Raw genomic sequence first — 26,079 nt, forward strand, 5'->3', positions numbered from 1 at the left:
GACAGATACAAAAAAAGCGGGCCAGTTTCCTGACCCGCTTTTTTACCGCGCATTCGCTTAGATAAGCTTCAGGGAGAGCCAGTACAGCCCGCCGGAAAGAAGAATTGCTGCTGGCAGGGTGAAGACCCAAGCCATCAGAATGCTGGTCACCGTTTTACGCTGCAAACCGCCGCCATCAACAACCATCGTTCCCGCAACGGAAGAGGAGAGAACGTGTGTGGTGGAAACGGGCATACCGGTGTAGCTGGCAAGACCGATAGAGACTGCGGCGGTCATCTGCGCCGACATCCCCTGGGCATAGGTCATGCCTTTCTTACCGATTTTCTCACCGATAGTGGTTGCCACGCGACGCCAGCCAATCATCGTACCAATACCCAGCGCCAGTGCGACGGCCATAATGATCCAGATAGGCGCGTACTCAATGGTGCTCAGCATGTCAGATTTCAGTTTCTTCAGCAGACGCTGATCGTCAGCGCTTACGCCAGGCAGCTTAACCACTTTATCGGTGGTATCAGAGATGCACAGCATAATACGGCGCAACTGACCACGCTGTTCGACGCTTAACTTGTCGTAGGTTTCCAGGTTCGCCAGCATACCTTTCGCACGTTCCAGCGCGTTGATGGTATTTGCCGGGTGGCAATGGAACTCGGTCGGCGTCGCTGGTGCCGCGTCCGTCGGGGACGGAATCAACTGGTCTACGCCTGTGGCCTGTTTAAGCAGGTCAGGGCGCTGCTGGAAGAAGACTTCGACGTTATTGATTGCATCACGGGTACGGGTAATTTCGTAACCGGAAGCATTCATATTCACCACGAAACCTGCTGGCGCTACGCCAATCAGCACTAGCATCACCAGACCAATGCCTTTCTGACCATCGTTCGCGCCGTGAGAGAACGCCACGCCGATAGCGGAGAGGATCAGTGCAATACGCGTCCAGAACGGCGGCTTTTTCTTTCCATCTTTCTTTTCACGTTCTGCCGGCGTCAGGTGGATACGGGCACGTTTTTTCGTACCGCTCCAGTAGCGACGCAGAATGAAAATAAGACCACCTGCAACCACCAGACCGACAATAGGTGAGATGATAAGCGAGGCAAAAATACCGATAACTTTCGGGATGTTAAGTGCATCCACCACCGAGGTGCCGTTCATCAGCGCATTGGTTAAACCAATACCGATAATGGCGCCAATCAGCGTGTGGGAGCTGGATGCAGGCAGACCAAAGTACCAGGTACCCAGGTTCCAGATAATTGCCGCCAACAACATGGAGAACACCATGGCGAGGCCATGTGACGATCCCATATTAAGCAGCAGATCCGTTGGTAACATATGCACGATGGCATACGCCACGCTGAGACCGCCCAGCAAAACACCAAAGAAGTTGAACACCGCAGCCATGACCACCGCCAATTGCGAACGCATTGCACGGGTATAGATCACAGTTGCGACAGCATTGGCTGTATCATGGAAGCCATTAATTGCTTCGTAGAACAGCACGAAAGCCAGAGCAAGCAATAGTAAAAGCCCGGTATGTAAATCCAGGCCAGCAAACAAATGTAGCATAGGACGTTACGCCATTTTGAGGACATGAACGCGGCGCATTATCAGTGACTTTGGCGGCGCGGGCAAAGTGAAATATAGAGTTTTTTTGATTTGTCTCCTGCTTTGTTTTACACCACTAAAGAATTATCCTATATATTTCAGGTAAATACCCTTTATCGGTAGTTTGGTGCTGGTGCGACCACTGAGGAATCTTTACAATTCACTCCCGCTTTTTAGAGAGGATCGCAACGTGGAAAGGTTTGATACCGTTATTATAGGCGCTGGCGCAGCGGGTATGTTTTGTGCCGCGCAGGCAGGACAAGCAGGTAGTCGCGTACTGCTAATTGATAATGGTAAAAAGCCCGGGCGCAAGATTCTCATGTCTGGCGGGGGCCGCTGCAACTTTACCAACCTTTATGTCGAGCCGGCTGCGTATTTGAGCCAAAACCCGCATTTTTGCAAATCGGCACTGGCGCGTTATACACAGTGGGATTTTATCGATCTGGTGGGTAAGCACGGTATTGACTGGCATGAAAAAACGCTAGGTCAGCTTTTCTGCGATGATTCCGCCCAGCAAATTGTCGATATGCTGGTGGATGAGTGTGAAAAAGGTAACGTAACTATGCGGTTACGTAGCGAAATCCTGAGCGTTGAGCGAGATGGTGACGATTTTATCCTGGAATTGAATGGGATGAGTGTCGGCACGAAAAAGCTGGTTATTGCCTCCGGTGGTCTCTCTATGCCGGGTCTGGGCGCGACGCCGTTTGGTTATAAAATTGCGGAACAGTTCGGCCTGAACGTTTTGCCTACGCGCGCAGGGCTGGTGCCTTTCACCTTACATAAGCCGCTACTGGAGCAGCTTCAGGTGCTCTCTGGCGTATCCGTTTCTTCCGTTATCACCGCCGAGGATGGCACCGTATTTCGTGAAAATCTGCTCTTTACGCACCGCGGGCTTTCTGGTCCGGCCGTGCTGCAGATTTCCAGTTTTTGGCAGCCAGGTGAATTTGTCAGCATTAATTTGTTGCCGGATGTTGACCTCGCGAGCTTCCTCGATGATCAACGTAGCGCACACCCTAATCAAAGCTTAAAGAACACCCTGGCAATGCAGTTGCCAAAGCGTCTGGTGGAATGCTTACAGCAGTTAGGGCAAATCCCGGATGTCTCGCTGAAGCAGCTTAATGTGCGCGATCAGCAAACGCTGGTTGAGACGCTGACCGAATGGCGGGTGCAGCCGAACGGTACGGAAGGGTATCGTACCGCTGAAGTCACGTTGGGCGGCGTCGATACCAACGAGCTGTCATCGCGCACGATGGAAGCGCGCAAAGTGCCGGGACTCTACTTTATCGGCGAAGTCATGGACGTCACCGGCTGGCTGGGCGGCTATAACTTCCAGTGGGCGTGGTCGAGCGCCTGGGCATGCGCGCAGGATTTGACACCTGCTGTGAACTAACAATAAAGTTTGCCCGCAGACAATAAAGATTGCCCTTAAGAGCGTAAAAATACAATAAAGTTTGCCCGTAAGAGAATTTTGCCCATAAGCGAGCTGCATTCTATACTTAAACATCGGGGTATATATGGGTCGTCTCAATGGCTACCGGTAGAAGGTTAAAAACCTTAGATGACTTTAATCGGTCGTTAAAAAATAAGTACGGGGTAGGTGTAGGTACTGAGTATAAACCTTGGCTCCGTATTCAAGATGTGGCCTCTAGGGGCATTCGCTCCCAAATTTGGGGGCGCAAAACCAATCGTGTACATCATCTGTTGTCTTCGATTGAGAGCCAGTTTTTTTACCTAGCTGAATTTAGTGATTCAGTAACCGATATCAGGGAACAATTTCCACTGCTCCCTATTACTCTGTCAAACAAGATAGCGGTAACTTTGGGGGTTGAGCACCCAAAGGTCCCTGTAAATGGGGAGCTCAACATTATGACGACGGATTTCCTGCTGACGTGCCAGAAAGACGGCCGTAAGTTCTATCATGCTGTTTCTGTAAAACCAGAGAATGGCATTGACCAGAGAACTGCTGAGAAACTGGATATTGAGCGTGTATGGTGGGAATTGCTGGGTGTCAAGTATTCGTGCTTTATGGGAAATGAGCTAACAAAGATCCAGAGCGACAATATTAGGTGGGCAACAGCACCGTTCAGATCTGGTATGACTGTATACGATTCTTCTATAGTTCAGCGGGTTTTAACAGCGGTTGAACCGGGCAAATATTTATTATCTGATTTATGTAAAGATCTTACCCTCATGTGTGATAGAGAGCGTGAGGATGGTCTAAATTTGCTGCGCTATCTTATCGCAGATAAATTTATAAATGTTAATTTAGATTATTCGATTGAGGCTTGTGGAGGAGTTGAAATTCAGTCTGTTAGCAGTGATAAAAGGCTGGTTTCTAATGGCTATTGATATAAATAGTGTATGGGATTTGAATGATGTAGAAGGTCTGAAAGATGGACCTTACCGTATCATCGATATTATTCCTCATTTGGACATGTATTATCTTGTTCCCCTTAACGAACAATCACCGCTTGCGAAGACCCACTGCAATATTACTATCATCTTTTGAAAATTACATGGCTTCAGGCAGTGTTATGCTGATTGATTTTCAAATTCCAAGCTTTCTTTTGCTTGCAGAGGAGAATCTTCCATCTTCTTTTAAAGAAAAGAGAGATGCTAATTTTAGTTTGATTAGTGATTTGGTTTCAGAACGTGATTTTTTGTTTACTTACGCTACTTCAAAAAGGATGACCAGTTTAGTTCAATATGCTCAAGAGAAAGGTACTGATCGGAAGAAGTTATCTCGACTACTGAATGCTTTTTGGCAATATGGTCAGACGAAAAATGCATTATTACCTGCCTACTCAAATAGTGGAGGGGCTGGGAAGACTCGGAAGGCAAAGAAAGGAACACTTGGTGCTCCAAAAATATCAAGAACACTCAGTATTCAACGTGCAGATAAATATATGCTTACCGTGATAGATAAACAGAATATTCGTAAATCACTGATGGCGAATTATTTAAGGGTCAATGGTAAATCTCTTGCCGAATCCTATAAGGAGTATCTTCGTAAATACCATGAAGATGAATTGAAAATGGCAAGTATCAGTAATAGAGCACCTAGTGTACCTTCACTCCGTCAGTTTTCATACTGGAAAGAACGCTTATTTTCAGATGATATAGTCATTCGCAAGCGTTCAACTGAGCGTGACTACTTACTAAATAAACGTAGTGTGCTTGGTTATGCCGCGCAGGATGATTTAGTTCCTGGTAGCTGTTTTGAAATTGATGCAACAGTAGCTGATGTACATATCGTATCCAGTTTTGGCGAGCAATATATTCTCGGACGGCCAACTATTTACTCTATTGTCGATCGGGCGACGCTTATGGTAGTTGGACTGCATGTCTCCTTATATTATGCCTCTTGGCGTGCTGCGCGCCAGGCATTGGTTAATTGTTTCTCACCTAAATCTGAATACTGTGCTCAGTATGGGATTTCTATTGATGAGTCTGAGTGGCCTTGTGCGCATGTTCCTAGGCGCTTCATCTGTGATAATGGTGAAATGATTGGCCTAAAACCACAGGAAAAAGTTGTACCTTTTACTGAACTGAGTTTTGCTCCTTCTTATAGACCTGATTATAAAAGTTTCGTTGAACGTCGTTTCAAAATTTTAAATGATAGTTTGATTCACCAACTGCAGGGATCGACGAAAGGTGGGAGAGTTGTACGCGGGGATAGAGATCCGCGTAAGGACTCAAAACATACATTGTATGAAGTGACTTCAATGCTGATTGATGCCGCGCTAGAGCATAACAGAACCATTCAGAAATCCCTTGCCTTCACCCGACCTCTTTTGATTGAAAAAAGTTTAAGTCCTACTCCGCTCAATACGTGGAAGATATATATTTCTCAGCACAGGCATTCACTTAGTCGAGTTGCTCCTGATGAAGTGATTGCTCGATTGTTACCACCAGAACAGGTCAGCATGACCCGAAGTGGTATCAAATACAAAGAAATGTTTTATTCTTGCGCACAGATTGAAGATGAAAGCCTTGCTGCTATTGCGAGGGTACATGGGCGCTGGAAGATGGATGCCCGGGTTGATGATAATACGGTGAATCATATTTATGTGAGATTAGATGAGAAGCAACCGTTTACGAAATGTCATCTATCATCCCGGAATGTAATGCTTAAAGACATACCCGTGAGTGAAGCTGAGTTTATCCAGGACTGGCTGGGGTCACATTTAGAGAAAATGCCTGTTACAGTAGAATCGATAGACATGAAGAAACGGCATGTTCAATTTGAAAAGCAGGCTAAAAAGAGGACAAATACTCACTCTGTGCCATACAGGGAAAAAATAAAGAACATTCGGGAAAATCGCCTTGAGGAGCTCAGGAGAACAACACATTCTTTCCCTGAGCATGGTGAAGACAATACTGCTGAGATTAAGCTGGAAGCAAAGGTGGTAGCTATGCTGCCAAGGCGAAATCGTAAGCCAGGAAAATAGCTGATGCGAAGAGAAAAAGCAGAATATCACCAGGCAATTTTACCAGAGCACAGAGGAAACCCTCTGATTGAAGCACTGAAACCTAAATTAGGTATAAATGAGCTTCTTGAGCAGTTTTCAAATTATCCAGTTTTGGATGAACATATCCGACAGCACCCCGATCCTTTAGTTAGAGAAGAATACACAATACGCCTGAAACAATTGCGTCAGCCTTTTCTTATTTATTATGAATGTTTTAGAGCGATAGAAACTGCAATTAAAGACGGTTATTCGACAAAAAATCCCTTTAGCCCAACTACTGCTCAGTATCTTCACTATCCAGTTGATGCCAGACCTGCGATTGAACCGAGAACAGGTTATTTTGAGCCTAAAGCAGAAAACATCACATTGATAGGTGCTAGTGGAGTAGGTAAAACCAGTATGCTCGAGCAGATACTGAATTATCTACCAAATGTGATAGAACATGATTTCTATCATGGGCATAGAATGGAGTTCACAGAACAGGTTGTCTGGATTAAGGTGGAATGTCCTAATAATTCCAGTGTTCGTGATCTCTGTGAGGAGATCTTGGTAGCATTAGATTTAGCTATGGGTAGAGAAAAATCAATATCTGCAAATACAATCGGTAGTCTGATGAGACAAATAGAACAGCGAATTAAATCAAGTTTTTTGGGGATCTTAGTTATTGATGAAATGCAAAGGTTGGTGTTCAAGCGCACGGGAGGTGAAAATAACCTTCTTAACTTCCTTCACAGCCTAGTAAATAAATTAGGAATCCCCCTCTTTTTCTGCGGCAATCCACCATTCGATGACACGCTATCAAAAACTCTTAAGGCAGCCCGCCGTGCTGAAAGTTCTGGATACTTCCGAATGGAATCCTTAAAAAAAGAGAGCGATGAGTGGGCAGCATTTATTGAGGAACTTTGGGAAATGCAATGGACTTGTATATATAACGAGCTAACGGATGAGTTGAATAACAAAATGTATGAGTTATCTCTCGGTAATTTGGATATTGCTCACCGTATTTATCGGGAGGCGCAGAGACTTGTTATCTTGGCTGATTCAGATGATGAAAGAATTAATACTAGTGTACTGGAACAGGCATATGTAAGAGCTTGTGGTTTGTCTGCTGGTACCGATGAAATCAAAGAGTTACGATCAAAAATGTCTTTACCAAAAGGGCATCGAGGGCAAAAAATACGTAGACCACAGTGTATACCCGATAATCCTCGGGAATTTATTGCAGATATTACTCGGGCTCAGCATCCCGAGTTCGAGCTGAGTTTACGTGAGCTGGTTGGCGCGGTTAACCTTTCGGAAAGGATCGGTGATCCAGATATTTTCCAACGGGCCGCTAAGCAAAAGTATCCTGTTGATCTGCTTAGACAGGTAGGGATTATTGATGATGATCCTTTGGGCCGACTGTCTTGAGTAGATTAATATCTTATAAGTAACAGTTGTAAGTGACCAAAATATTTTTTTCTTAACCGTCAGGGTCAAACAATGTTAAACCGTACTGATAGATAAGGTGAGAGATATTTAGTGTATTATAGGAGAATCTTCATGCATTGTAGCGGAACTATCAACTGGGGAAGCGACGTATGGCTTTAAGAGTCTTTTCCCCTATTATAAGTAGCTCTCTCCAGCAGAGGGGGTGGGATGTCCTTGGACTGGGTTCCCGGGATGGTATTGCTTTGATAAGAAAAATCAACGACGGGCTTGAAGGGAGTGTTGTAAAACGTATTTCTGAATGGGCGAAAATCACGCCGACGGAACTACAAAAAATGTCGGGTATTCCAATCACTACGTTTAAACGTTCTACCAAAAAACGATTTACTGCTAATCAGAGTGAGCGATTGGTGCGTGTTATACGGATAATCGAACGGGCGGTCGCATTGTTCGAGGGTGACAAGGAGGCTGCAAAAAAATGGCTACATGAGCCAAATCGTGCTCTGAATTGGAATATTCCAGCTGAAATTGTAGCTTCTGAAACTGGGGCCCATGAAGTTATTCGCCTTATTGTTAGAATTGAGGATGGTGTTTATTTATGATTCTATGATAACATCATGGAATACAAATTTTGATAGCTTATTTTTTTAGAAATATTAAATGGTGTTGATGTTAATATATTTAATATACGTTTTTAAATTATTTTAATAGTTCGAGGTGGTTGGATATCCAAGAGTCAAAAAATAAATCATGATGAGTTCTTGTCCTAAAAATTAAGATACCTTTCTAGATGATTTTAGTTCTGCATTGCACTCAATGCGAGAATGACCTATTTACAAAAATTATTTGTGATCAACTAATGTATTTCAAAGCCACTTAATTTCCCCATTTCGCAGCCAAAAAATTGATTTACAGCCTTTTTGTAACCAAACTGAAGTATGAAGCGTTGGAATTTTTTTTTGATTAATATGGATAGACCAATTAGGTATAGCTTCTTTTAGGAGTAACAATTCAATCCGCATGCAACATCTCATGGGCAGAAAAATGCTACTGCCCAGTCTTAGTTTTCTTTCCTGGCTAAGATCAAATTACGCTTAAGGAGTTTCAGTGGAGGGGTATCCCCCTCTATCACAATAACCCGTCGGCGAGGCATTAGGGATTCTTTCAGTTTTAAAAACCAACGGAGCCAATTCATTTAGATAGAACATGTTTATTGCTGTAATCTGTCCCATAAGTGTGGAGCCTTTCTCTCTTGATTTCATATAGAGCATTTCGAGTTCAGATCGTATGTCAGGGAGGTTAGCGAAAAGGGCTTTGTTCCTTGGAGCTCTAAACACGTTCGTACTGTTGAAAAACTGAGAAACCTGTATAACTTTCTCTAATTTTTTTTACTGACTCATAGATACATTGACTTGTCTCAAGCTTTTATGCTCCAAAGTTTGATAAGAACATCTAATAACCTAACTTTGCCTGAGCAGTTGATCTATTTTTTATAATGTTGCAAAGTATAAACTATTACTGGTTCGGATTATTACCTATTACAGGATCATAATGGCGATTAAACTAAAAAATTTACGATCTGCAGCTAGTCGTTCCGGAAGAGTCTTTGTTGCTAAATCGCTTAATGAAGCTGTGGCCAAAAAACAGCAAACTGCTTTTTTATGCCATAGCCATCAAGACCATGAATTAGCTAAGGGCCTTCAAGTTTTATTGAAGGAGAATGGATGGGACTTATACATTGACTGGGAAGACAGCGAAATGCCAAGTATTCCCAACAAAGAAACTGCAAACATAATTAAGTTAAAAATAAAGACTACTGATTGGTTCTTGTTTTTAGCAACAAAAAATTCAACTCAATCACGTTGGTGTCCTTGGGAAATTGGTTTTGCAGACATAGCCAAAGGCTACGAAAAGATATTGATTATTCCGACAGAAAATGACTCAGGTGTTTGGTATGGCAACGAATACCTTCAGCTATATAAAAGGATGGATGAAGGAGTTAACAATCAAACGGGTAAGTCTGGATATGCGGTGTATGACGCTGGAATAAATTCCGGCACTTGGGTGGAAAATATTTAAAGGAAACTAAAATGGCTAAAGTTCCTGTTTTTTACAGCTTTCATTTTGATAACGATGTAATGAGAGTTCAACAAATACGTAACATCGGTAGCCTTGACGGTAACCCTCCAACCTCCCCAAATGAATGGGAAAAGCTCAAACGTACTGGTAATAAAGCAGTTGAGAACTGGATAGATCAAAATATGAAATACAAACGATGTATTATTGTTTTGATTGGTAGCGAAACTGCTTCAAGACCATGGGTTGAACATGAAATTATCAAGGCATGGAATGACGGAAAAGCTCTTTTAGGCATCCACATTCATAACCTAAAATGCCCTAGAAATGGCATTAGTAGAAAAGGGAAAAACCCCTTTGACCTGATTAAGTTCACTGATGGTAGAGCACTGTCAAGTGTTGTTCCTTGTTACGACCCTAGCTCTATCAATACTTATCAGGACATAGCAAGCAATATTTCAAACTGGATTGATTACGCCATTCGACATAAGGCAAATTGATTTTTTATTTCATTTTTTCGAAATGAATTAATGATGTAAAATTGACGAGTCATAAGCCACGAAAACCTCTGTAACTTATGTCCTTGCACATCAGTTCACCACTGCTAGGCAATGGGCATTTTACGAAATTTTTCGCAGCATGTTGAAAGATAATAGGCTTCTAACGGAAGATCTATAAGACAAAATAATTAACACTAAGAGCATCGAATAAAATTTACACATCCACTGGATAAAGTGTGAGCCTGCCTAATCAACGGAAAGATTTATTTAGCGGGCGAAAGGATCGTAAAAGGGTGGAACACTTTGGCTACACCTTAGTCATCCCTGCCTCTGATCTGTATTTTGAAGATCATACTAGTAACACAATTGTTAAGCTATCCAAGTACTGCAAGAGATACGAATTCGCGGTTCAAAATGGCCGAGAAAATATCGCAGGCTTGATTGAAACCACAACTATGTTAGCCGGTCGTTGAAAACGTGTCCCCAAGACGTACTTGCTGGCAGAAAATGACATTTCAGGTAATTGAGGTGATACACATGGCAACCACAAGGCGTCTATCCGGAGTCAGAGTTCATCTTTCCGGGTCGAATAAAGAACTGCGAGCAGACATAGATGATTTTGTGCAGAAAATTGCCGCTAAAGTTTTCAGTGAAGGAGGCTCAATTGTTCATGGAAGCCATCCTTCGTTCATTGCGCCACTCCGTAAAGCTGCTGAAGATTTCATCCAAACCGGTGGTAGAAGGGAAGCGCTTACACTTGTGCGGGCGAAGAGTTACTCAACTGACGAGTACGCTGCTGAAATTGAAGAGCAGAGAACATTTGCTTCTGTAGAAATTGTGCCTGCAGATAACAGCGATGGCCAGGCTGTAGACGGCTTGACCCCAATGCGTGATTGGATGGCTGATCGTTCCGATGTAGTCATCTGCATCGGTGGTGCATGGTGGGACATAAATAAAGTAAAAGCAGGCGTCCCCAATGAGCTAGATGCAATGCTTGATCTTGGAAAGCCAGGCTTCGTTGTTGCGGGCTTTGGCGGCGCTATCGCAGGATATCTCGAAGAAGATCCTTCATTGCTATCTCGTTTGCGAAACGGACTATGTCACGAAACGAATGCGACTATTGCCAACAGTACATCGGTTGATCTGGTTGTGAAGCTGATTGCTGATCAGTTGAAGAACCTGCCACTTACTCGGCGTACTTTCTCGCGTGGCCGTAATTTCCGTATTTTGGCGCTCGACGGAGGGGGGCTCAGAGGCACCTTCACTGCTGCAGTTTTGGCCAAGTGGGACGATATGTTGAAGGCCGGTGGCGGGAGTAATTTAATTTCTCATTTCGATTTGGTAGCTGGTACATCCACAGGTGCTATTTTGGCTATTGGACTGGCGATGGGTTTGCAGCCACGTGAAATCCTTGAGTTCTACGAGAAAAAGGGTCCCCAGATTTTTCCGAAGGATCGGAAACTTCGGCACTGGCTTAAATCCAAGCATGACTCAGCAACTCTCCGTGGACTTTTGGCCGAGGTGTACGGGAACAAAACGCTGGCTGAAGATTCTCGCTGCCGCTTGGTGATCCCTACGGTGAGGGCCAAGGAAGGTCAAGCTGAAGCGATTGTTACCCCACATAGCCCCGACCGGACTGCATTCAGAGATATTTCAGCCGTTGAGGCCGCCCTAGCTTCTTCCGCTGCACCTACCTATTTTGATGAAGTTACCTTCGATGGGCCTGTTGCGTTGGAGACGTTCCTGGACGGTGGCGTCTGGGCAAATAACCCCATCCTCCCGGCGTTGGCGGAAGCGGTTCGATACCTGAAGATTCCCCTAGAAAGGATTGATGTGCTGAGCATCGGCACACTCAGTAGCGAAAGTGATTTCACTGACCAACTCGGAAAGGGCAAAGTAGGCTGGGCACCTCACAGTGTAGATCTCTTTTTTGCAGCCCAAGAGCATGGTGCTCTGGTACTCGCTCAAAGTTTCTTGGGTCCAACACGTCATATGCGTGTTAACCAACAGACCAGTGATGAAATTAAGATGGATGATGCTGAAGCTATCCAAGACATGGTCCGACGCGGCAATGAGGCTGGCAAAGAACACTTTGCTGAGGTGCGCTCCAGATTCTTTGACGGACAACACGTTGAGGTGTGGGAGCGATTTTAATTAAGCGCGGATGCCCTAGCGTTACCCGTTTAGACATCCGCTTGGCACGTAGGTCTTGACTGGGGGGAATTAATGTTTATCGATCTAACTGTTAGTAATATCTACCCAACATTTCGTTTTAGTTCTGACGAAATAGTGGCGTACAAGGCCAGAAAAGGGGAACTGTTGATCAGCCTCGAAAAATACCTTCTTGATGGACGTAATATACTTGATGCTGACAAAATACAGAAATCGATCTTTCCGCAGCACGATATTGATGTTTTTATCTCTCATTCTCATTCTCATGCTGATGAAGACGAAGCCATTAGGATAGCCCTCAGCCTGGAGAATATTGGGCTCACGGCTTTCGTTGACTCATGTGTTTGGGGGTATGCTGACGAACTTTTGCGGAAAATCGATGATAAATTCTGTATACCACAGGGATGGAGCCATTACAGTTACAATCTACGTAACAGAACAACGACCAACGTGCATTTGATCCTTAATGCGGCTTTACAGCAAATGATAAAGCGATCAGAGTTGTTCATGTTTTTGGGCACTGAAAACGCAATAAATATCGATGACTACATGTCTGGAGAGGGGCGTCTGTCATCTCCATGGATTTTTTCAGAGCTTACATTTGCTAAAAGTGTCAAGCGTTCGGAACGTAGAATTTTCCAACAGGGTAATGAGAGTTTCGAGAAAATGAAGAGCGAAAGTAGAGCTCTTGAGCCGGGCTTCAGTTATCCCCTGCCGAAGCTGAAACATGAAATGAGCCTACAGGAGTTTAATGGTTGGCTAGATAAAGGAATATCAGTCGAGGCTGGTTTTGCCGGGCGAATAAGCGGGTTGACGCACTTGGATACGTTGTATAGCAAGCTGGGGTTCAGTGAAGTTCAACTGAGTGAGCCAAGATTTAAGATTTAGGTATTTCTGTTTTGTGAGGATTTAGTTGGTTTCTGCGAGGTATGGATGTCATTCATATATAGTTTGGCTGTTTTGGGCTTACCGACCGCTACTCAACTCTCTGAGCTTGAAAACGCTGTCACTGATGCTGTTTCCATGTTTGGATTGAGGGTGGGTCAGGAGATCGGCTGGGAAGTTAGTCCTGATACTTTTATCCCTAATCAACAGCGATCTGCTGCTGTTGTATTTTTCGGCGGATTAGGTGCTGATCATCCCAGCTTACCTAGCTTGCTGCGTAGCGGTGTGCCTGTTGTTCCCGTCGTGTCTGATTTATGCGAAGTGGCGACCAATGTACCGGAGATCCTGCGTCCATTGAATTGTTTGTCCTACGCCAATGGTGGGGCAAAAAGGGTAGCCACTGCACTTTTGGAGTGTGCAGGCCTGCTTCCGAAGCAACGTCGGGTTTTTGTAAGTTATCGGCGAGACGAGGCTCGTCAGGCGGCACTGCAGATGTTCGATGCCCTCTCTGCTAGGCATTTTGACGTTTTCCTGGATACACATAGTATTGCCCCGGCAGAAGATTTTCAGACCATGTTATGGCATCGGCTTTGTGATTCTGACGTGTTGTTGATGCTCGACACTCCCGACTACTTTAACAGTCGATGGACTGCAGCGGAGTTCGGAAGGGCCTTGGCTAAGGGTATCAGTGTTCTTCGAGTAGGATGGCCGGGAGTTCTGTGCTCGGCGCGGTTAGCGACTGCAAGCCTTTCTGAGCTTGGTGAGAGTGAGTTAGATGTCGTATCGGGACGTATTAGTGACCACGCGATTGACCGGATCTGTCTGCAGCTTGAAGAAGTCCGCAGCAAGAGCCATGCGGTGCGTACCGTTAACCTAATGAGCAATCTCCGAATAGGCCTTGAGACTATCGGTGGAGAAGTGATTGGCATGGGCACCGGCCGAGGGATTCGAGTGCGTCTGCCCGATGACCGCATGGTTGTGGTTTATCCAACGGTGGGCGTTCCGACCTCCACGACTATGCACGAAGCATCAATGAATTCTCCTGATGAATCCGTAGCCATACTCTATGATCATGTAGGCCTGCATCCTCAGTGGCTTAGTCACTTGGATTGGCTGGGTCAATACATCCAAGTCACGCGATGGGTTAAGGCTTGCGAGGCGAGTTGGCAATTTGCAGATTGGAGGGTATAGAAATGGCGGCGATTTTCCTCTCAGCAAGTATCCCCGTGATTGGACGAGGGCAATATTACGAGACCGCTGACCCATTTCTTATCCAGTGCGCTGTCCGTGAACTGACTATTGCGACCGTTCGCAGGCACAAAATCGTATGGGGCGGTCATCCAGCAATTACCCCTATGATTTGGAGCATCTGTGAAGATCTTGGGGTTGATTACACTAACTCTGTCATCCTGTATCAAAGCCGCTTCTTCGAAGGTCGCTACCCGGAAGAGAATCAACGATTTGACAACGTGGTTTATACCGACCCCGTGCCCGGCGACATTCAAGGTAGCTTGCAACTAATGCGCGAGCAGATGCTCTCCAGAAAAGATCTTATCGGTGCAGTTTTCATTGGGGGGATGGATGGTGTTGAGGTCGAATACAACATTTTTAGGCGGTTCCATCCTGGGGCATTCATCCTTCCAGTTGCCGCGCCAGGCGGTGCGGCGCTTAATCTTGCACGGGATAATGGTTATTTCAGCGGGAGAGAGCTTGAAGATATAGATTTCGCCACGCTCTTTAGCCGTTATTTAGTTGATCAATAGTTGTCTTGTACGATCCTGTATTTTTGTAAACCAAGCGAGGGCCATTTTGGTTTCTTATCATCATATAGATGTTAATGCGATATACCTCGGAAGGAGCTGCCAATAACGATGGATACGCTTGGGTTACAAAGCATTTTCCATATGTGCCTGAATAATCAATTCGTATCCATAAATCAAAATCATAGAGAGGTATAATCACCAAATACTAGCTTCATGTCGTTACCCTTTAGGTAGATGGATGCAAAATTTAGACGAGAAGAATAATGGCTATAATTCGTAAATCTGAGATACTTCGTCGCTACAATGCCACACAGACAACATTATTAGAGGAGGCCAGTGAAAGGCGCTGGGCAGCAAATAGCCTGCAAAAAGCATTTGAATCTTTCTCCGTTTCTGAGCATTACGATATTTTTCTTTCTCATGCTTATTCTGATGCGCGAATAGTTATGCAAATTAGAAGCATGCTAATCGAAAAAGGTTATTCCGTATATGTTGACTGGATAGAAGATGAGCATTTAGATAGAGGAAAAGTAAGCGAATTTACTGCAACCGTACTGCGTAATAGAATGAATAATTGCTCATCTCTAATCTATTTAACTTCTAATTCAGCAGAAAAATCGGTTTGGATGCCATGGGAGTTAGGATATATGGATGCGCGAACTGGAAGAGTATCAGTTGCGCCTATTATGGAAAATGATGATGAAGAGTTTGATGGGAGAGAATACCTAGGCCTGTACCCTTATTTAGATCTAACTCTAGAAAGCTTTTATATACATAGCGGCGCCGGGTCATGGGTTACGTTTGGAGATTGGATGCAAGGGAAAAAACCGAAGTAAAACATGATATGCCTAACAAGCCGTTGCACAAAAAAACAACGGCGCTCACCAACTAGCGCTTTCCAGCCCACTGCCTTTGGGTACCTGGCTCTATAACCAGGTAAGGCGGATGAAGAATAAATTTCAGCTCTTTGAGCGCAAGTGCTTCATTGATGCGGGCTCCAAACTTCCGGAGCGTGGCGTACATCAGCTTCTGGGAAACGCCCGCTTGTAAGCATCCCGGCAAAACGGCCCATTCACTTTTAGAGATATTCCGATATACTGATTATGTTCCCGGAGGAGACGCTCGGAAGTGTCTAGATTATCCGTGGCGATTCATTTTATCTTAAAAGTAAAATCCGTGATCTTACCTTGTAAGGCATATTTCTAACTATGGTGGAGGTAGGTATGAGGCTTCCTTCTACATTGCCAGACGAAACTTTATATAGTCGTTTAGTTCGTAGTTTAACTTTTATTGGTTTACCTCGTAGTATGTTCCTTACTACTATGTTTGGTAACGATAGGGCAAGTATTCATCCTTGGCTGACTTCGAATCTTTCAATATTGGCTGAAAATAGTGGTGAAGATGCGCAAATACTTTTTAGAGAACAGACACTCTTTCCCTTATTCAGTTTTTTTTTACCGCATTACTGTAAGCGAATCTATTGTGATGCATTAGCATTACATTCGGCAAGTAGAGCATGTCAGCTTACTAATTTCAGAGAATATGAAAGAATTACATTAAAATATTGCCCTATGTGTGCGAGAGAAAATATGGAAATGTATGGTGTAACATATTGGCACTTAGGTCACCAGATACCCGGTATCGAAGCCTGTTATTTACACAAGATATGGTTATATCATATTCCAATGCCACCTCGCCCGCATATTCAAGTGGAATTATTACCATCACTTGAATCGCATGATAGGCATTGTAACTTTCAAGCATATGCTTTCGCAAATTATTCAGTGTCAAAGCTTAAAGCGATAACAAAAGGAGAGGCGGAATTCACAGATTATTTCAGGGGATTTAAAAATATAGGTTATATAACAGATGCTGGACGTGTACGTAGGAAATCAATTGCAACTGCGCTGTATCGATTAGCAAGTCAAATAACAGAGATGAATAATGGGCTTCTACCTAAATCAGATGATGATTATAGTTATTTCTCGAATTTATTGAAGGGGAAGTCTGACCAACATCCTTTTAAACACCTCTTGATTGGTTTTTTTCTAGAACATGTTGATTTGTTTTGCAAGGGAAAAATAGCAGAACTAGAATATAAGAAACCAGATTCATCAGCTTCTAGTGATAAATGTAAGAAATTGCTTTCTCAAGGATTATCGATGGCTGAGGCCAGTCGACGTACGGGAAAAAGTAGATGTTTTATAAAGGCATTAGCTATAAGGTCAAATATTTCGTTGAATCTTCGACCAAGGAAAATAACTGTTTCGGTAAAGGAAAACATTTTGCTATTGGCACAAAAAGGATTTCATCGAAAAGAAATAGCTAGACGTTGGGGAGTTTCTGTTGGTAGTGTAGAAACTCTTATTTCCAGTGTTCCTGGTCTAGTCAATTATCGGAAAGCTGCTAGAATTGAATCAAAATGCCGGCGTCATAAAATAAGAATAATTAGATGGTTAAGTGAGCATCCTCAAGCAATACGGCAGCAATGTAGAAAAGAGTGTGGCGCTGCCTTTTTTTGGCTTTACCGACATAAACCTACTTGGATAGAAAATATATTACCTGTAGCAACATCACCAGTTCAACATAGGAAAGTGAAACATAAACTTTAGACGTTGATTTTATTTGATGTGTAAATAATACTACCCATTCAACGAATATATCTGATATAAACACATAAAAATAATAATGAGATTAGGTATAAATACTGTGAGAAAAAATCTGTGAATATTCCATTAGATGAATCATTGCAAAGCTTCCTTCTTAGACAACAGTTGGTTTTTGCAGATGTCTTTGACCCTAAAGGGGTAGTATCAGGTGATGGTCAATGGTTTAGTAAACCCTATGCACATCATGAAGTTTCATATGTCTTCCATAGATTTGATGATCTTTTTTTACTTGAAACCTCAGATATCGGGAAAAAAATAGGTAGGATGGGACATGGTCTATTTGATACACCATCAGCTTATTGTCATAATCTCCCATCCATATTTCTCTCTGGAGAGCGATCTATAACATATAAATCAGATAAAAAAATAAGAATAAAATTCTGTCAAAAATGTATTACGCAAGCAATTATTGATTTTGGGTTTGGTTATTTTAAGCATGACTGGATTCAGGCCCGACGGTGTCATGAACACAATACACCACTTTATCGTCTTCAGCTGACTTCGTATAATAATGCTCTTATTAATATTAAGCAGGTTATGAATGGAGAACTTCCTAGGAATGCAGTTGAGATCGTCGATTCATATCAAAGAAATAATCCTACATTCGCAGAGCACTCTATATCAAGACCTGAGTTTATATTTCCAATTAGAGCAATGAAGTGTGTCGGTGAGGTTATTGGGGTTATCATTTTAAATAATATAAGAAAATTACCAAGTTTTGATGGCTTATTCGATATCAAGGCATGGTTGCTGTTAGGCGAAGATTTGCTTCTCTGGGGAAAAGATAATTTACGGTTTATGAAGGCTACTCTGGCTGTTGAAAATGCCATAGTGTTGCTGAGTAAATGTGATGATTTTAATTATGAGCTTCAACAGGCTGTGGAGTATGTTAAAGTAATTATCTCTCCTAGAAAACAATTTTCTGAAATTATAATGGTTCCTAAATTTAGATATTGTGCGTCTTGCTTGGAATGTCGAACTTGTGCTGCCGTTGGGGAGGATACAGAAAATATTAGAGACAAAGTCGATCTTCATTTTCTATTTCAACACTCCACATCATTCAAGCGATATGTTTTTGATAATAATATAATTTTACTAACCGGCAACCATGTTTGGTCACCATTTAGGGTGAAAAGAGATATATTAAATGAAAAGTCAGCATAGTAATGCTAAATAATATTTAGCCCATAATAATTTGGTTTGTCCAAGCCTATTCTAAATTTTTATACTTTTAGCTGAAATGAAAGAGGAGTTGGGAGAACACAATCGTGTTCAATAATAAATGAAAGGGCAGTAAATAGCCCTTTCATTGTCAATCAAATAACAGTTTCTAAACCATTGAAGAGATCAATCCACAGTCATGCGGTTTATCAAAACCAGAACTACTATGCACATATTCAGTAATTAGCGATCCAATAATTTTAACTGACTCTTTGTTAGTTGTTATAAATCCCAATGGCATCGTCACTGGCAAAGTTTCTGGTTGAGAAATATGATAGATAACAACAGATAATTCATCCTCGAGATGAAGGATCTCTACATTACCATCTAACAATCCTTCAACAAGCCCTTTAGTGTGCTCGTGGAACGGACCTAGTTCATGCTTCCATTGCCTAGCTGCCCTAGAATCAACATCATCTGAGACGGGTACATATAGCACAGGTTTATATAACCGCTTATCTTTCGTGCTCGACTTGTGGATAAAATCACTCAGGCTAGAGATAAAGCGTTCGCTCTTTGACCAGTATGGATCTGATGGTGCTATCCATATGAAATGACTACCGCCATGATCAGCTTTATCTTTGATTCGCTGACTGAGCACTGGAGCCAAAGCTCTCAGCAGCCTTTCCCAATTATTTTTAGCGTATATTGGGCCTAAGAAAGTTGTTCTACCTGAGGCAGAGTATTCTTCCAAGGCCTGCATATCCTTAATAAAGGCCGGATTAAGCTGATTAGTTTTTGAGTCAAATAGCTTAAGTGTATTTTCATCGTTGAGTGATACCATGGATTTAACAATACTCATTGTATTGTTAGGTCGTAATAACCTTGATATTTCAATAGCCATTAACTCATGAACACATTCAGAGCTATTTAAGTGCTCATAGTCTTCACGCTCGACAGCTTTACCATCGTTATCCATTTTAAACTCAGTTGTTAAACGTAACGGCATTTGCCGGAGTTTATTAACAGAATTAACTGTATAAATAGAAGGCTGTTCTTTTCCGCCCTGAACTTGTAAGTGAGAAAGATAGCCTTTATCTAGAATCTGATTAAACTGATACTGGAAGTGTTTCTCAACCAATTTCTCACTTTGAGAAACATTGTTGTCATCAACCTTTAATAATATCCCCCCCCTCCAGTGGTCTTGGATATTTTGGTTGCTGAAGCAACTAAAAGTGGCTAAATCAAATGATAATGTACCACCACTATCTTGGACAGTTGAAAGGTGTGGCATCTCTCCAACCTCAGAAAAATATCCATTTGATTTGTCAGTTAAGGTCAGTCTACCTTCCGCGGAGAGCGTAAGTTCGCCGCGCTGTACAAGATCTGAGATTGCCTCCTCCGTCTCACAGTGGCTCAAGCCGAAATAAGTTGATATTTGTGCTTTGCTCATTGAGGCTACATGAACAAGCCTCAGAACAAATTCCCGGATAAATGGTAGTCCTTTCTGGGAAATATATGAGAACTGAATGTTAAATTTCTGTGCAGGCAGTAAGAAGTCAACTTCGTGATAGGTTACTTTGTTATCAGACATCATTTCTTTTTCCCTCCCTGTTGAGCGGAGAGGAACACATATCCAGCGTCCTGACCTCGTTCAGTCATATAGCGAACAACGGAGCCTAATGGCAGCTCTTTATTATTTCCCTTCCATATATCGGCATTACCAACTATCAATAAGCGATCCATTGCTCGTGACATTGCTACATTGACACGGTTTGGTGCGCGTAAGAAACCTGGGCTATGTTGCTTATCCGAACGCGTCAGAGATAAAATGATAATTCGATTTTCCTTGCCCTGATAGCTGTCAACCGTATCAATTTTAACAATATCCTTGAAGCCATCGCTCCAGATTTCCTGATTGAATTTCTGACGTAGCAACCGCTTTTGTTCGGCATACATACAAATTACTCCGATTGCTGCTTCATCTTTATTAACGAGCTTTGAAAGCTGAGCGACGAATTCTTCATTCTCTGACACCTGTTTAAGTACAGAAATAATCTCGTCAGCTTCACTTCGGTTGTAAATACTTGTTCCACGGTCTCCAAGGTGGTGGGCCCGATGACCCAAGGAGGCAGTATCCAGCCAAGTCACTACGTTACGTAAAGCTTCTGGTGCATGCTGATAGACATCAGGAATTGCTCGCTCTCCATTTCGAAGCTTCCCTTCGTAGAAGGTCTTTGATACAAGTTCACCAATTGGAGGAGCCATACGATATTGGGTCAGCAGAGCTGCACTAGCTTGTGCACCATAAGTAGAGTTGAAGGCGCGAGCAAAGTCACTTCGTAATACCTCATCAATTTCAGTGCGAGAATTATTGATACCCAATTTCCTCGCTAATGCCGCCTTGTGAGCATCTGAGTACAATGGTGGAAGCTGCAGATGGTCTCCAACTAACAGGACGCGTCTCGCCGACTGCATCGCAATGGCCAGTTCACTCGCAATCGAGCGCGCAGCTTCATCAATAATCACCCAATCGTAGATATTCTCTTGGATACCAATATGCCCCTGTCCAATACCGACGCATGTGCCAGCCACTAGCTGCCTGGAACGTGAATAAAACTCATCAAGGTTCACTCGCTCTCCCGACATAGCATCCTGCATATCCCGGGATATTTTAGCTAATGCCTTTACTCGTCGAGCCTCATCAGGTCTGACACCATACTCCGTACATAGCCTTGAGATCAGAATGTCTTTTGCTGCAGAGACCTTTGCGTCTTTGTCCAGGTTAATCCCATACTCCTGACTCAGTCTGGAGCGGATGGAAAAGTTGAGTTCGACTGCAATATCTTTCAGTTCGTTGATCTCTTTTGGATCGGTTAAATCGTTAACCTGATAGAGCAATTTCTCAAGATGATCTATTTGCTTGAACAGCCTGAGCTCCGCAAGCACGACACCCGAAATAAACCCTGGCTCCAGACCAATGGCTTCACTCAGCGCTTCAACGCGGTACTTAATTTCAGCATTGAACAGTTCGCGTTTCTCTGTTGTGATTGCGTTCGAATAGACATCTTTCAGCCCAGGAGAAACAGCCCCTTCACGGTTACTGAACCTGACGATATCCAGCTCTGTACCAAGTCGAGAACAGTGCTTTCTGATGCGCTCGGCTGCTGTATTCACAGCCTCGTGTGACTGACTAACTAATAAAATGCGTTTGGTGTTCTGTTTCTCAATCAGGTAGTGGACAAAGGCCGCGATAAACTCAGTTTTACCTGTCCCTGGTGGTCCCTGCAACAGGGAGAGAGGTCCATTATTAACCAATATGTTAAACGCCTTTCTTTGCTGTTCATTCAGACTGATCTTGTTTCCGTGTTGGTCTTCACGGTCGTATCTGGCAAAATCGGCATCGCTGACAGTGACACCATAATTTTGAGCATCCTGTTTGCAGGATGGGTCGAACAGGTCAATTAAGTCAGGTAGCACACTCTCCCGATCGATGAGGCGTTCCAGCGCTCGTTTACGCTTCTGATAAGACGCCCGATCCTGCTTTGTGCGGAAGAAGACAATATCAGAATCTTTCAACCTATAGGCTGCTGAACGTACCCTAACCAATCGAATCTCCTTGAGCTCTGACTTCTTAAGTGACACCTCACCTATAAATCGCTCAACCCCTTCCTGATCGACCTGCAAGGCTTCAACGTCATCACTACTTCTAAATGCGCCAAGAGGATCAACGTCTGCAGAGTAAGGAATGAGTAGCTCCCCGTGAGCATCTGCAACAGGTATTACCTCCCCACTGACTTCAATGTTCGGATAGGATTCTGTTTCAGTATCCAGGATTGCACGCCACAGTTTCACCGTTGGGATTTCCAGCACTTCTTTTAAAGCAGGCTCAAGCACCCGCTTATCCAGTCTGGCAAAGGCATCTTTTAACTGAAGAGTAAGCGGGTCCTGCGACTGAATGTCTTCAGATGCGGTAATCAACTCGATTGCCCGGGCAAAAGATTCTTCTTTATTAAGCAATACTGTCAACGCCGACATATCCTGCGGGCTGCCTGGAGTAATCCTGATACCCGTACCAATTTCGAACTGGCTTTCATCAATATCTTGCTTACGAATTGATGAACGAGCCCTTGGATTAAAGCCATAAAGCAGCGTCTTCTGTTCTTTGCTGAACATTGCAGAAAAACTGCCACCAATTCCGGTGAAAGTGACTTTTACTTCAGCTGGCTCTTTACGATTTGGCTCAACTTTGACATACAGATGCCCGTTATCAGGCAGAACAGAGATTATTTCATCGGCGTTTCCTGCTGTAATCTCTATCAGATCTTGTGTTGACGCTTGGTCATAACTGTCTACCGCTTTTTTAAACCGGCCTAAATCTTTAAACCCAAAAATAGGATCTTCCAGTTCAGCCCGGATGGCATTCGCAATCGTTGGGTAAAGGTCTGATTCATCCCCCCAGGACAAACCTAACAACTCGCAGGACATCTTCATCACTGCATAGTTATCGCGTTCAAAGGAAGTGCAATTATCAATATATTCAGGGCTGTAGCTGTGGTTTTTAGGTTCGTCACCCGACGGTGAAAAGTCGGGGATATCGATGAGGAAAAGCGAGCGCCCCTCCGTCCTAAGCATCACATTGCCTGGGTGGATGTCTCCGTGAGAAACACCAAGACCGTGTAAATGCTCAACTGAAGCGACAAACTTATCAATGAGATCGATTTTTTCATCATCCGGGACCACCATTTTGTCCCAGGTATCTCCTTGTATCTGGTCAGTGACCATGTAAAGACTCGATGATTTAGATGCGATACCAAATTCACGGATTTCAGGCAGATACGTTGGTTTAACTAAAGAAAGCTGTTCGATCTGTTTTAAAAACTTCAAAACCTGGAAGTTTATTGATGAATCGTCTCCTTGCCCACCAACATTTAGCCACGCCTTCACGAGCCTTCCACCCGAGATATAGACTTCTTTATCAGATGTTTCTACCAGAAAATCATCATCTTCCCGATACTGACGAGAGTGGTTAATAGGATGCCTGTAAGGGTCAAGCTCAGTATCATCAAATGTTGGGAGCGCCTCGCCAGCAGGTTCAGCTTGTTTAAGGGCATCAAAGAAATCCGTCGCGGAAGTAAATTTTGCAGCAACAGCATCCAGTAATACATCTGAATACCAGTGCTGACTGTTTAACATACTCTCCTGTACAGTCTCCAGACTCTTTGGCGACATTCGCATACCACTTAATAAGTGCCAGGCTACAAGACCCAGGGCATGAACATCCTGCTGAAAAGGCGTAAGTTCGCCCCCATCAAGCATGTCTTTTACCTCGACAGCACCCACTGATAAAAGCTTACGATAATCTCCGACCGTTCCAACTGGTCGATGGTATGCCGAAATAAAGTTTGACAGGGCGACTTCTTTTGAAGGTGAAATCCACAGGCTGTGATCGGCGATATCTCTGTGAGCAATTTTCATCTCATGGAGATCGCTAAACTTTGCAATGAGTAGTTTGACTACATTTAAACGGTCTTGGTCAGAAAACGACTTACCATACTTCCCGATGAATTCGTTAAACCGAACATGACCTGGCGGAAGCTCATAGACTTCGCTGTACTCAGCTGTCACCTCATCTTTCTGAAAACTGGTTAGTGACCTCAGGCAGTGGTTATAAAGGTCCCGATTCTGGTGATTGATGTGCTGTAACACTTCACGCTCACGTGAAACGATCTCAGTTCTTCCTTCCGGCGTGTACGCTTTCGCCCCTGGGATATTCCGGAAATTCCATACTCTGAGTAATGCTTCGCTATTTGCCGATATCTCTGATTTTGCTAGGTATTCCCGATACACCTTTTTAGGATGCTCGAAAATCATATCTTTAGCTTCGAAGCCATTAACCCTCAGAGCTTTGGGCGCTGTCTGAGGTCCTAAGAAAAGGTTATCAAAAAGGGGAAAATCTTTGTTCAGAACTTGGGAACCTGGATGGGGTCTGAAGTAGTTGTTGAATGTGTTGCGATCAGCAAATTTAAGAAAATCTGTTAACGAGATTGTATGGTGAAGTTGTTCTTCCGGTAACTCACTGAAGTCCGCATTGCCAGTCATCACAACAAAGAAATGTACAATTGGAACATAGCCTTTGTTCGTAAAACGCTCTGCCAGACGCTTGAGTTTGTTGTCCAGCGTGAACTTTTTTCCACGGGTTACGCTTACTGGCGAGCGCCCCATGTTTTTGCCGCCCTTATACCAGGTCTCTCCGCGTGCTGTTACAGGCTGATGATTCCAGTCCTTCAATTCAACAATGATCACATTACAATGCGTAACAATGACTAAATCGAATTCACCTTCTTTTTTTGCCTCAACAAAACGAAAACCTGCATAACCTTTCCAGGGAAACATTCCGTTGCCAGTATAGCCATAGCTTTGTAGCTGCTCGCCAATTGAGCCTCCACGTACAGGTTTGTCAGGCTTAGATACGTTATCTGAAAAAGCAGCCTTTATTTTCTCGATTGCTACCACTTCTTGCTCTTGCAAGCCACCATCCCACATCTCTACTTCCAACGGAATTCCCCTTAGATTTCTATCTAATTTGTTCAGATAATTAGGCTGTTATTCTTGTAAGTAACGGATAATATGTCTGAATTTCCTATATGTTTTCCGTAATTAAGAGCTTTTTGCCATAATCAATTGACTGAAATGTCGGCTAACTCACTAGTGAGATTCAATCTATAGGTCAGAGCTTCCTATCAGAAATTTGGATGCCTTCAATACTAAGTCAAACTCGTACAGTTAATAAAATGATGGCAATGTGTTATCGATATGTCCTAAAAGCGATTTACACATCTGGTTCGTGTTCCGTCAGCCCTAACTACGTAAATGTACGCCGAGTGAGCACTCCCTTGTAGCGTGTCCTATCCCGTAAAAATTACGTCAACATACCGCCATCGCAATAACAATAACTACAACACTATGATAAAAAAAGTATTCGTTGACAATTATCAATTCTGATTCGGCCCAGAAACAAATACGGTCTCGTTGGGTAGGCTTCGTGCCTTTGTTCAGGACAACAAAATCCGGGGCTGAGAACGACTACGATGGATAGTCTAGGCGAGCCGCAAACAAGAAAGAAAGTGCGAAACAGAAGAAGGGGGCCAACACCTCTCGGAAGGGCGCTACAGCCTGGGGATAGCTAAGGTTAGTATATCATAATGAAATTTTCTAACTATTGGATCATATGTCAGAATGTTCGGTAATCATCTGATAACAAACCATTTTCTTCAGCGATGCTATTGAGTCTTTGTAAGCCAAAACTATACTCAATTCTCAGGTCGTTTGTTGCCTTGGTCCTTATTTCTTTTTC

The 26,079-nt window shown here is 43.4% G+C and carries 18 protein-coding genes; 15 read left to right on the plus strand and 3 right to left on the minus strand.

The genetic code is table 11. The features are described from left to right. Window positions 1-57 precede the first annotated feature (57 nt). A complete protein-coding gene (gene pitA / locus HV037_RS01120) occupies window positions 58-1,557 on the minus strand; it encodes an inorganic phosphate transporter PitA (RefSeq protein ID WP_016154875.1) in 1,500 nt (499 codons plus the stop codon). A 229-nt stretch (window positions 1,558-1,786) separates the two neighbouring features. Between pitA and HV037_RS01125 the strand changes: the two genes are divergently transcribed. From HV037_RS01125 to HV037_RS01190, 15 genes are all read left to right on the plus strand, one after another. Beyond that, window positions 1,787-2,986 (plus strand): NAD(P)/FAD-dependent oxidoreductase, encoded by a 1,200-nt coding sequence (locus HV037_RS01125; RefSeq protein WP_103283349.1) that lies wholly within the window; start codon window positions 1,787-1,789, stop codon window positions 2,984-2,986. 137 nt (window positions 2,987-3,123) lie between these two features. Beyond that, a complete protein-coding gene (locus tag HV037_RS01130; RefSeq protein WP_000190554.1) occupies window positions 3,124-3,945 on the plus strand; it encodes a TnsA endonuclease N-terminal domain-containing protein in 822 nt (273 codons plus the stop codon). Further along, window positions 3,935-4,105 (plus strand): hypothetical protein, encoded by a 171-nt coding sequence (locus HV037_RS24395; RefSeq protein ID WP_220131382.1) that lies wholly within the window; start codon window positions 3,935-3,937, stop codon window positions 4,103-4,105. Before HV037_RS01130 ends, HV037_RS24395 begins: the two co-directional genes overlap by 11 nt. A 25-nt stretch (window positions 4,106-4,130) precedes the next feature. Beyond that, window positions 4,131-6,047, plus strand: coding sequence for a transposase (locus HV037_RS01135; RefSeq protein WP_220131383.1), 1,917 nt, complete (start codon window positions 4,131-4,133; stop codon window positions 6,045-6,047). Between the two features lie 3 nt (window positions 6,048-6,050). Continuing rightward, on the plus strand, window positions 6,051-7,478 hold the full coding sequence (locus HV037_RS01140) for an ATP-binding protein (RefSeq protein ID WP_001250588.1): 1,428 nt from the start codon (window positions 6,051-6,053) through the stop codon (window positions 7,476-7,478). Between the two features lie 170 nt (window positions 7,479-7,648). Further along, complete coding sequence (locus tag HV037_RS01145) at window positions 7,649-8,098, plus strand: antitoxin Xre/MbcA/ParS toxin-binding domain-containing protein (protein WP_001218123.1); 450 nt, start codon at window positions 7,649-7,651, stop codon at window positions 8,096-8,098. Between the two features lie 949 nt (window positions 8,099-9,047). After that, window positions 9,048-9,575 carry a toll/interleukin-1 receptor domain-containing protein gene (locus HV037_RS01150; protein ID WP_000985599.1) on the plus strand — a complete coding sequence of 176 codons (528 nt, stop codon included), beginning with the start codon at window positions 9,048-9,050 and terminating at the stop codon, window positions 9,573-9,575. An 11-nt stretch (window positions 9,576-9,586) separates the two neighbouring features. Next, a complete protein-coding gene (locus HV037_RS01155; protein ID WP_001151554.1) occupies window positions 9,587-10,072 on the plus strand; it encodes a TIR domain-containing protein in 486 nt (161 codons plus the stop codon). Between the two features lie 537 nt (window positions 10,073-10,609). After that, window positions 10,610-12,226 carry a CBASS cGAMP-activated phospholipase gene (locus HV037_RS01160; protein ID WP_001395489.1) on the plus strand — a complete coding sequence of 539 codons (1,617 nt, stop codon included), beginning with the start codon at window positions 10,610-10,612 and terminating at the stop codon, window positions 12,224-12,226. Between the two features lie 72 nt (window positions 12,227-12,298). After that, window positions 12,299-13,132 carry a toll/interleukin-1 receptor domain-containing protein gene (locus HV037_RS01165; protein ID WP_103283350.1) on the plus strand — a complete coding sequence of 278 codons (834 nt, stop codon included), beginning with the start codon at window positions 12,299-12,301 and terminating at the stop codon, window positions 13,130-13,132. Between the two features lie 45 nt (window positions 13,133-13,177). Beyond that, window positions 13,178-14,320, plus strand: coding sequence for a toll/interleukin-1 receptor domain-containing protein (locus tag HV037_RS01170; protein ID WP_000008533.1), 1,143 nt, complete (start codon window positions 13,178-13,180; stop codon window positions 14,318-14,320). Window positions 14,321-14,322: 2 nt separating this feature from the next. Continuing rightward, window positions 14,323-14,892: a hypothetical protein gene (locus HV037_RS01175; protein ID WP_000718920.1), complete on the plus strand. Its 570-nt coding sequence runs from the start codon at window positions 14,323-14,325 to the stop codon at window positions 14,890-14,892. Window positions 14,893-15,155: 263 nt separating this feature from the next. Then, window positions 15,156-15,728 (plus strand): toll/interleukin-1 receptor domain-containing protein, encoded by a 573-nt coding sequence (locus HV037_RS01180; RefSeq protein ID WP_000974844.1) that lies wholly within the window; start codon window positions 15,156-15,158, stop codon window positions 15,726-15,728. A 387-nt stretch (window positions 15,729-16,115) separates the two neighbouring features. After that, window positions 16,116-17,504: a TnsD family Tn7-like transposition protein gene (locus HV037_RS01185; RefSeq protein WP_001395486.1), complete on the plus strand. Its 1,389-nt coding sequence runs from the start codon at window positions 16,116-16,118 to the stop codon at window positions 17,502-17,504. 111 nt (window positions 17,505-17,615) lie between these two features. Continuing rightward, complete coding sequence (locus HV037_RS01190; RefSeq protein WP_001025076.1) at window positions 17,616-18,725, plus strand: hypothetical protein; 1,110 nt, start codon at window positions 17,616-17,618, stop codon at window positions 18,723-18,725. A gap of 166 nt (window positions 18,726-18,891) precedes the next feature. On the opposite strand, the gene HV037_RS01195 is transcribed toward HV037_RS01190, so the two are convergent. Together HV037_RS01195 and HV037_RS01200 are read right to left on the minus strand one after the other, a co-directional pair. Then, window positions 18,892-20,319 (minus strand): hypothetical protein, encoded by a 1,428-nt coding sequence (locus tag HV037_RS01195; protein WP_000986687.1) that lies wholly within the window; start codon window positions 20,317-20,319, stop codon window positions 18,892-18,894. Continuing rightward, a complete protein-coding gene (locus HV037_RS01200) occupies window positions 20,316-25,268 on the minus strand; it encodes an AAA domain-containing protein (RefSeq protein WP_032339738.1) in 4,953 nt (1,650 codons plus the stop codon). The genes HV037_RS01195 and HV037_RS01200 overlap by 4 nt, the downstream gene beginning before the upstream one ends. Window positions 25,269-26,079 lie beyond the last annotated feature (811 nt).

Source organism: Citrobacter sp. RHBSTW-00017 (genome assembly GCF_013797615.1).
Classification (GTDB): Bacteria; Pseudomonadota; Gammaproteobacteria; order Enterobacterales; family Enterobacteriaceae; genus Citrobacter; species Citrobacter braakii.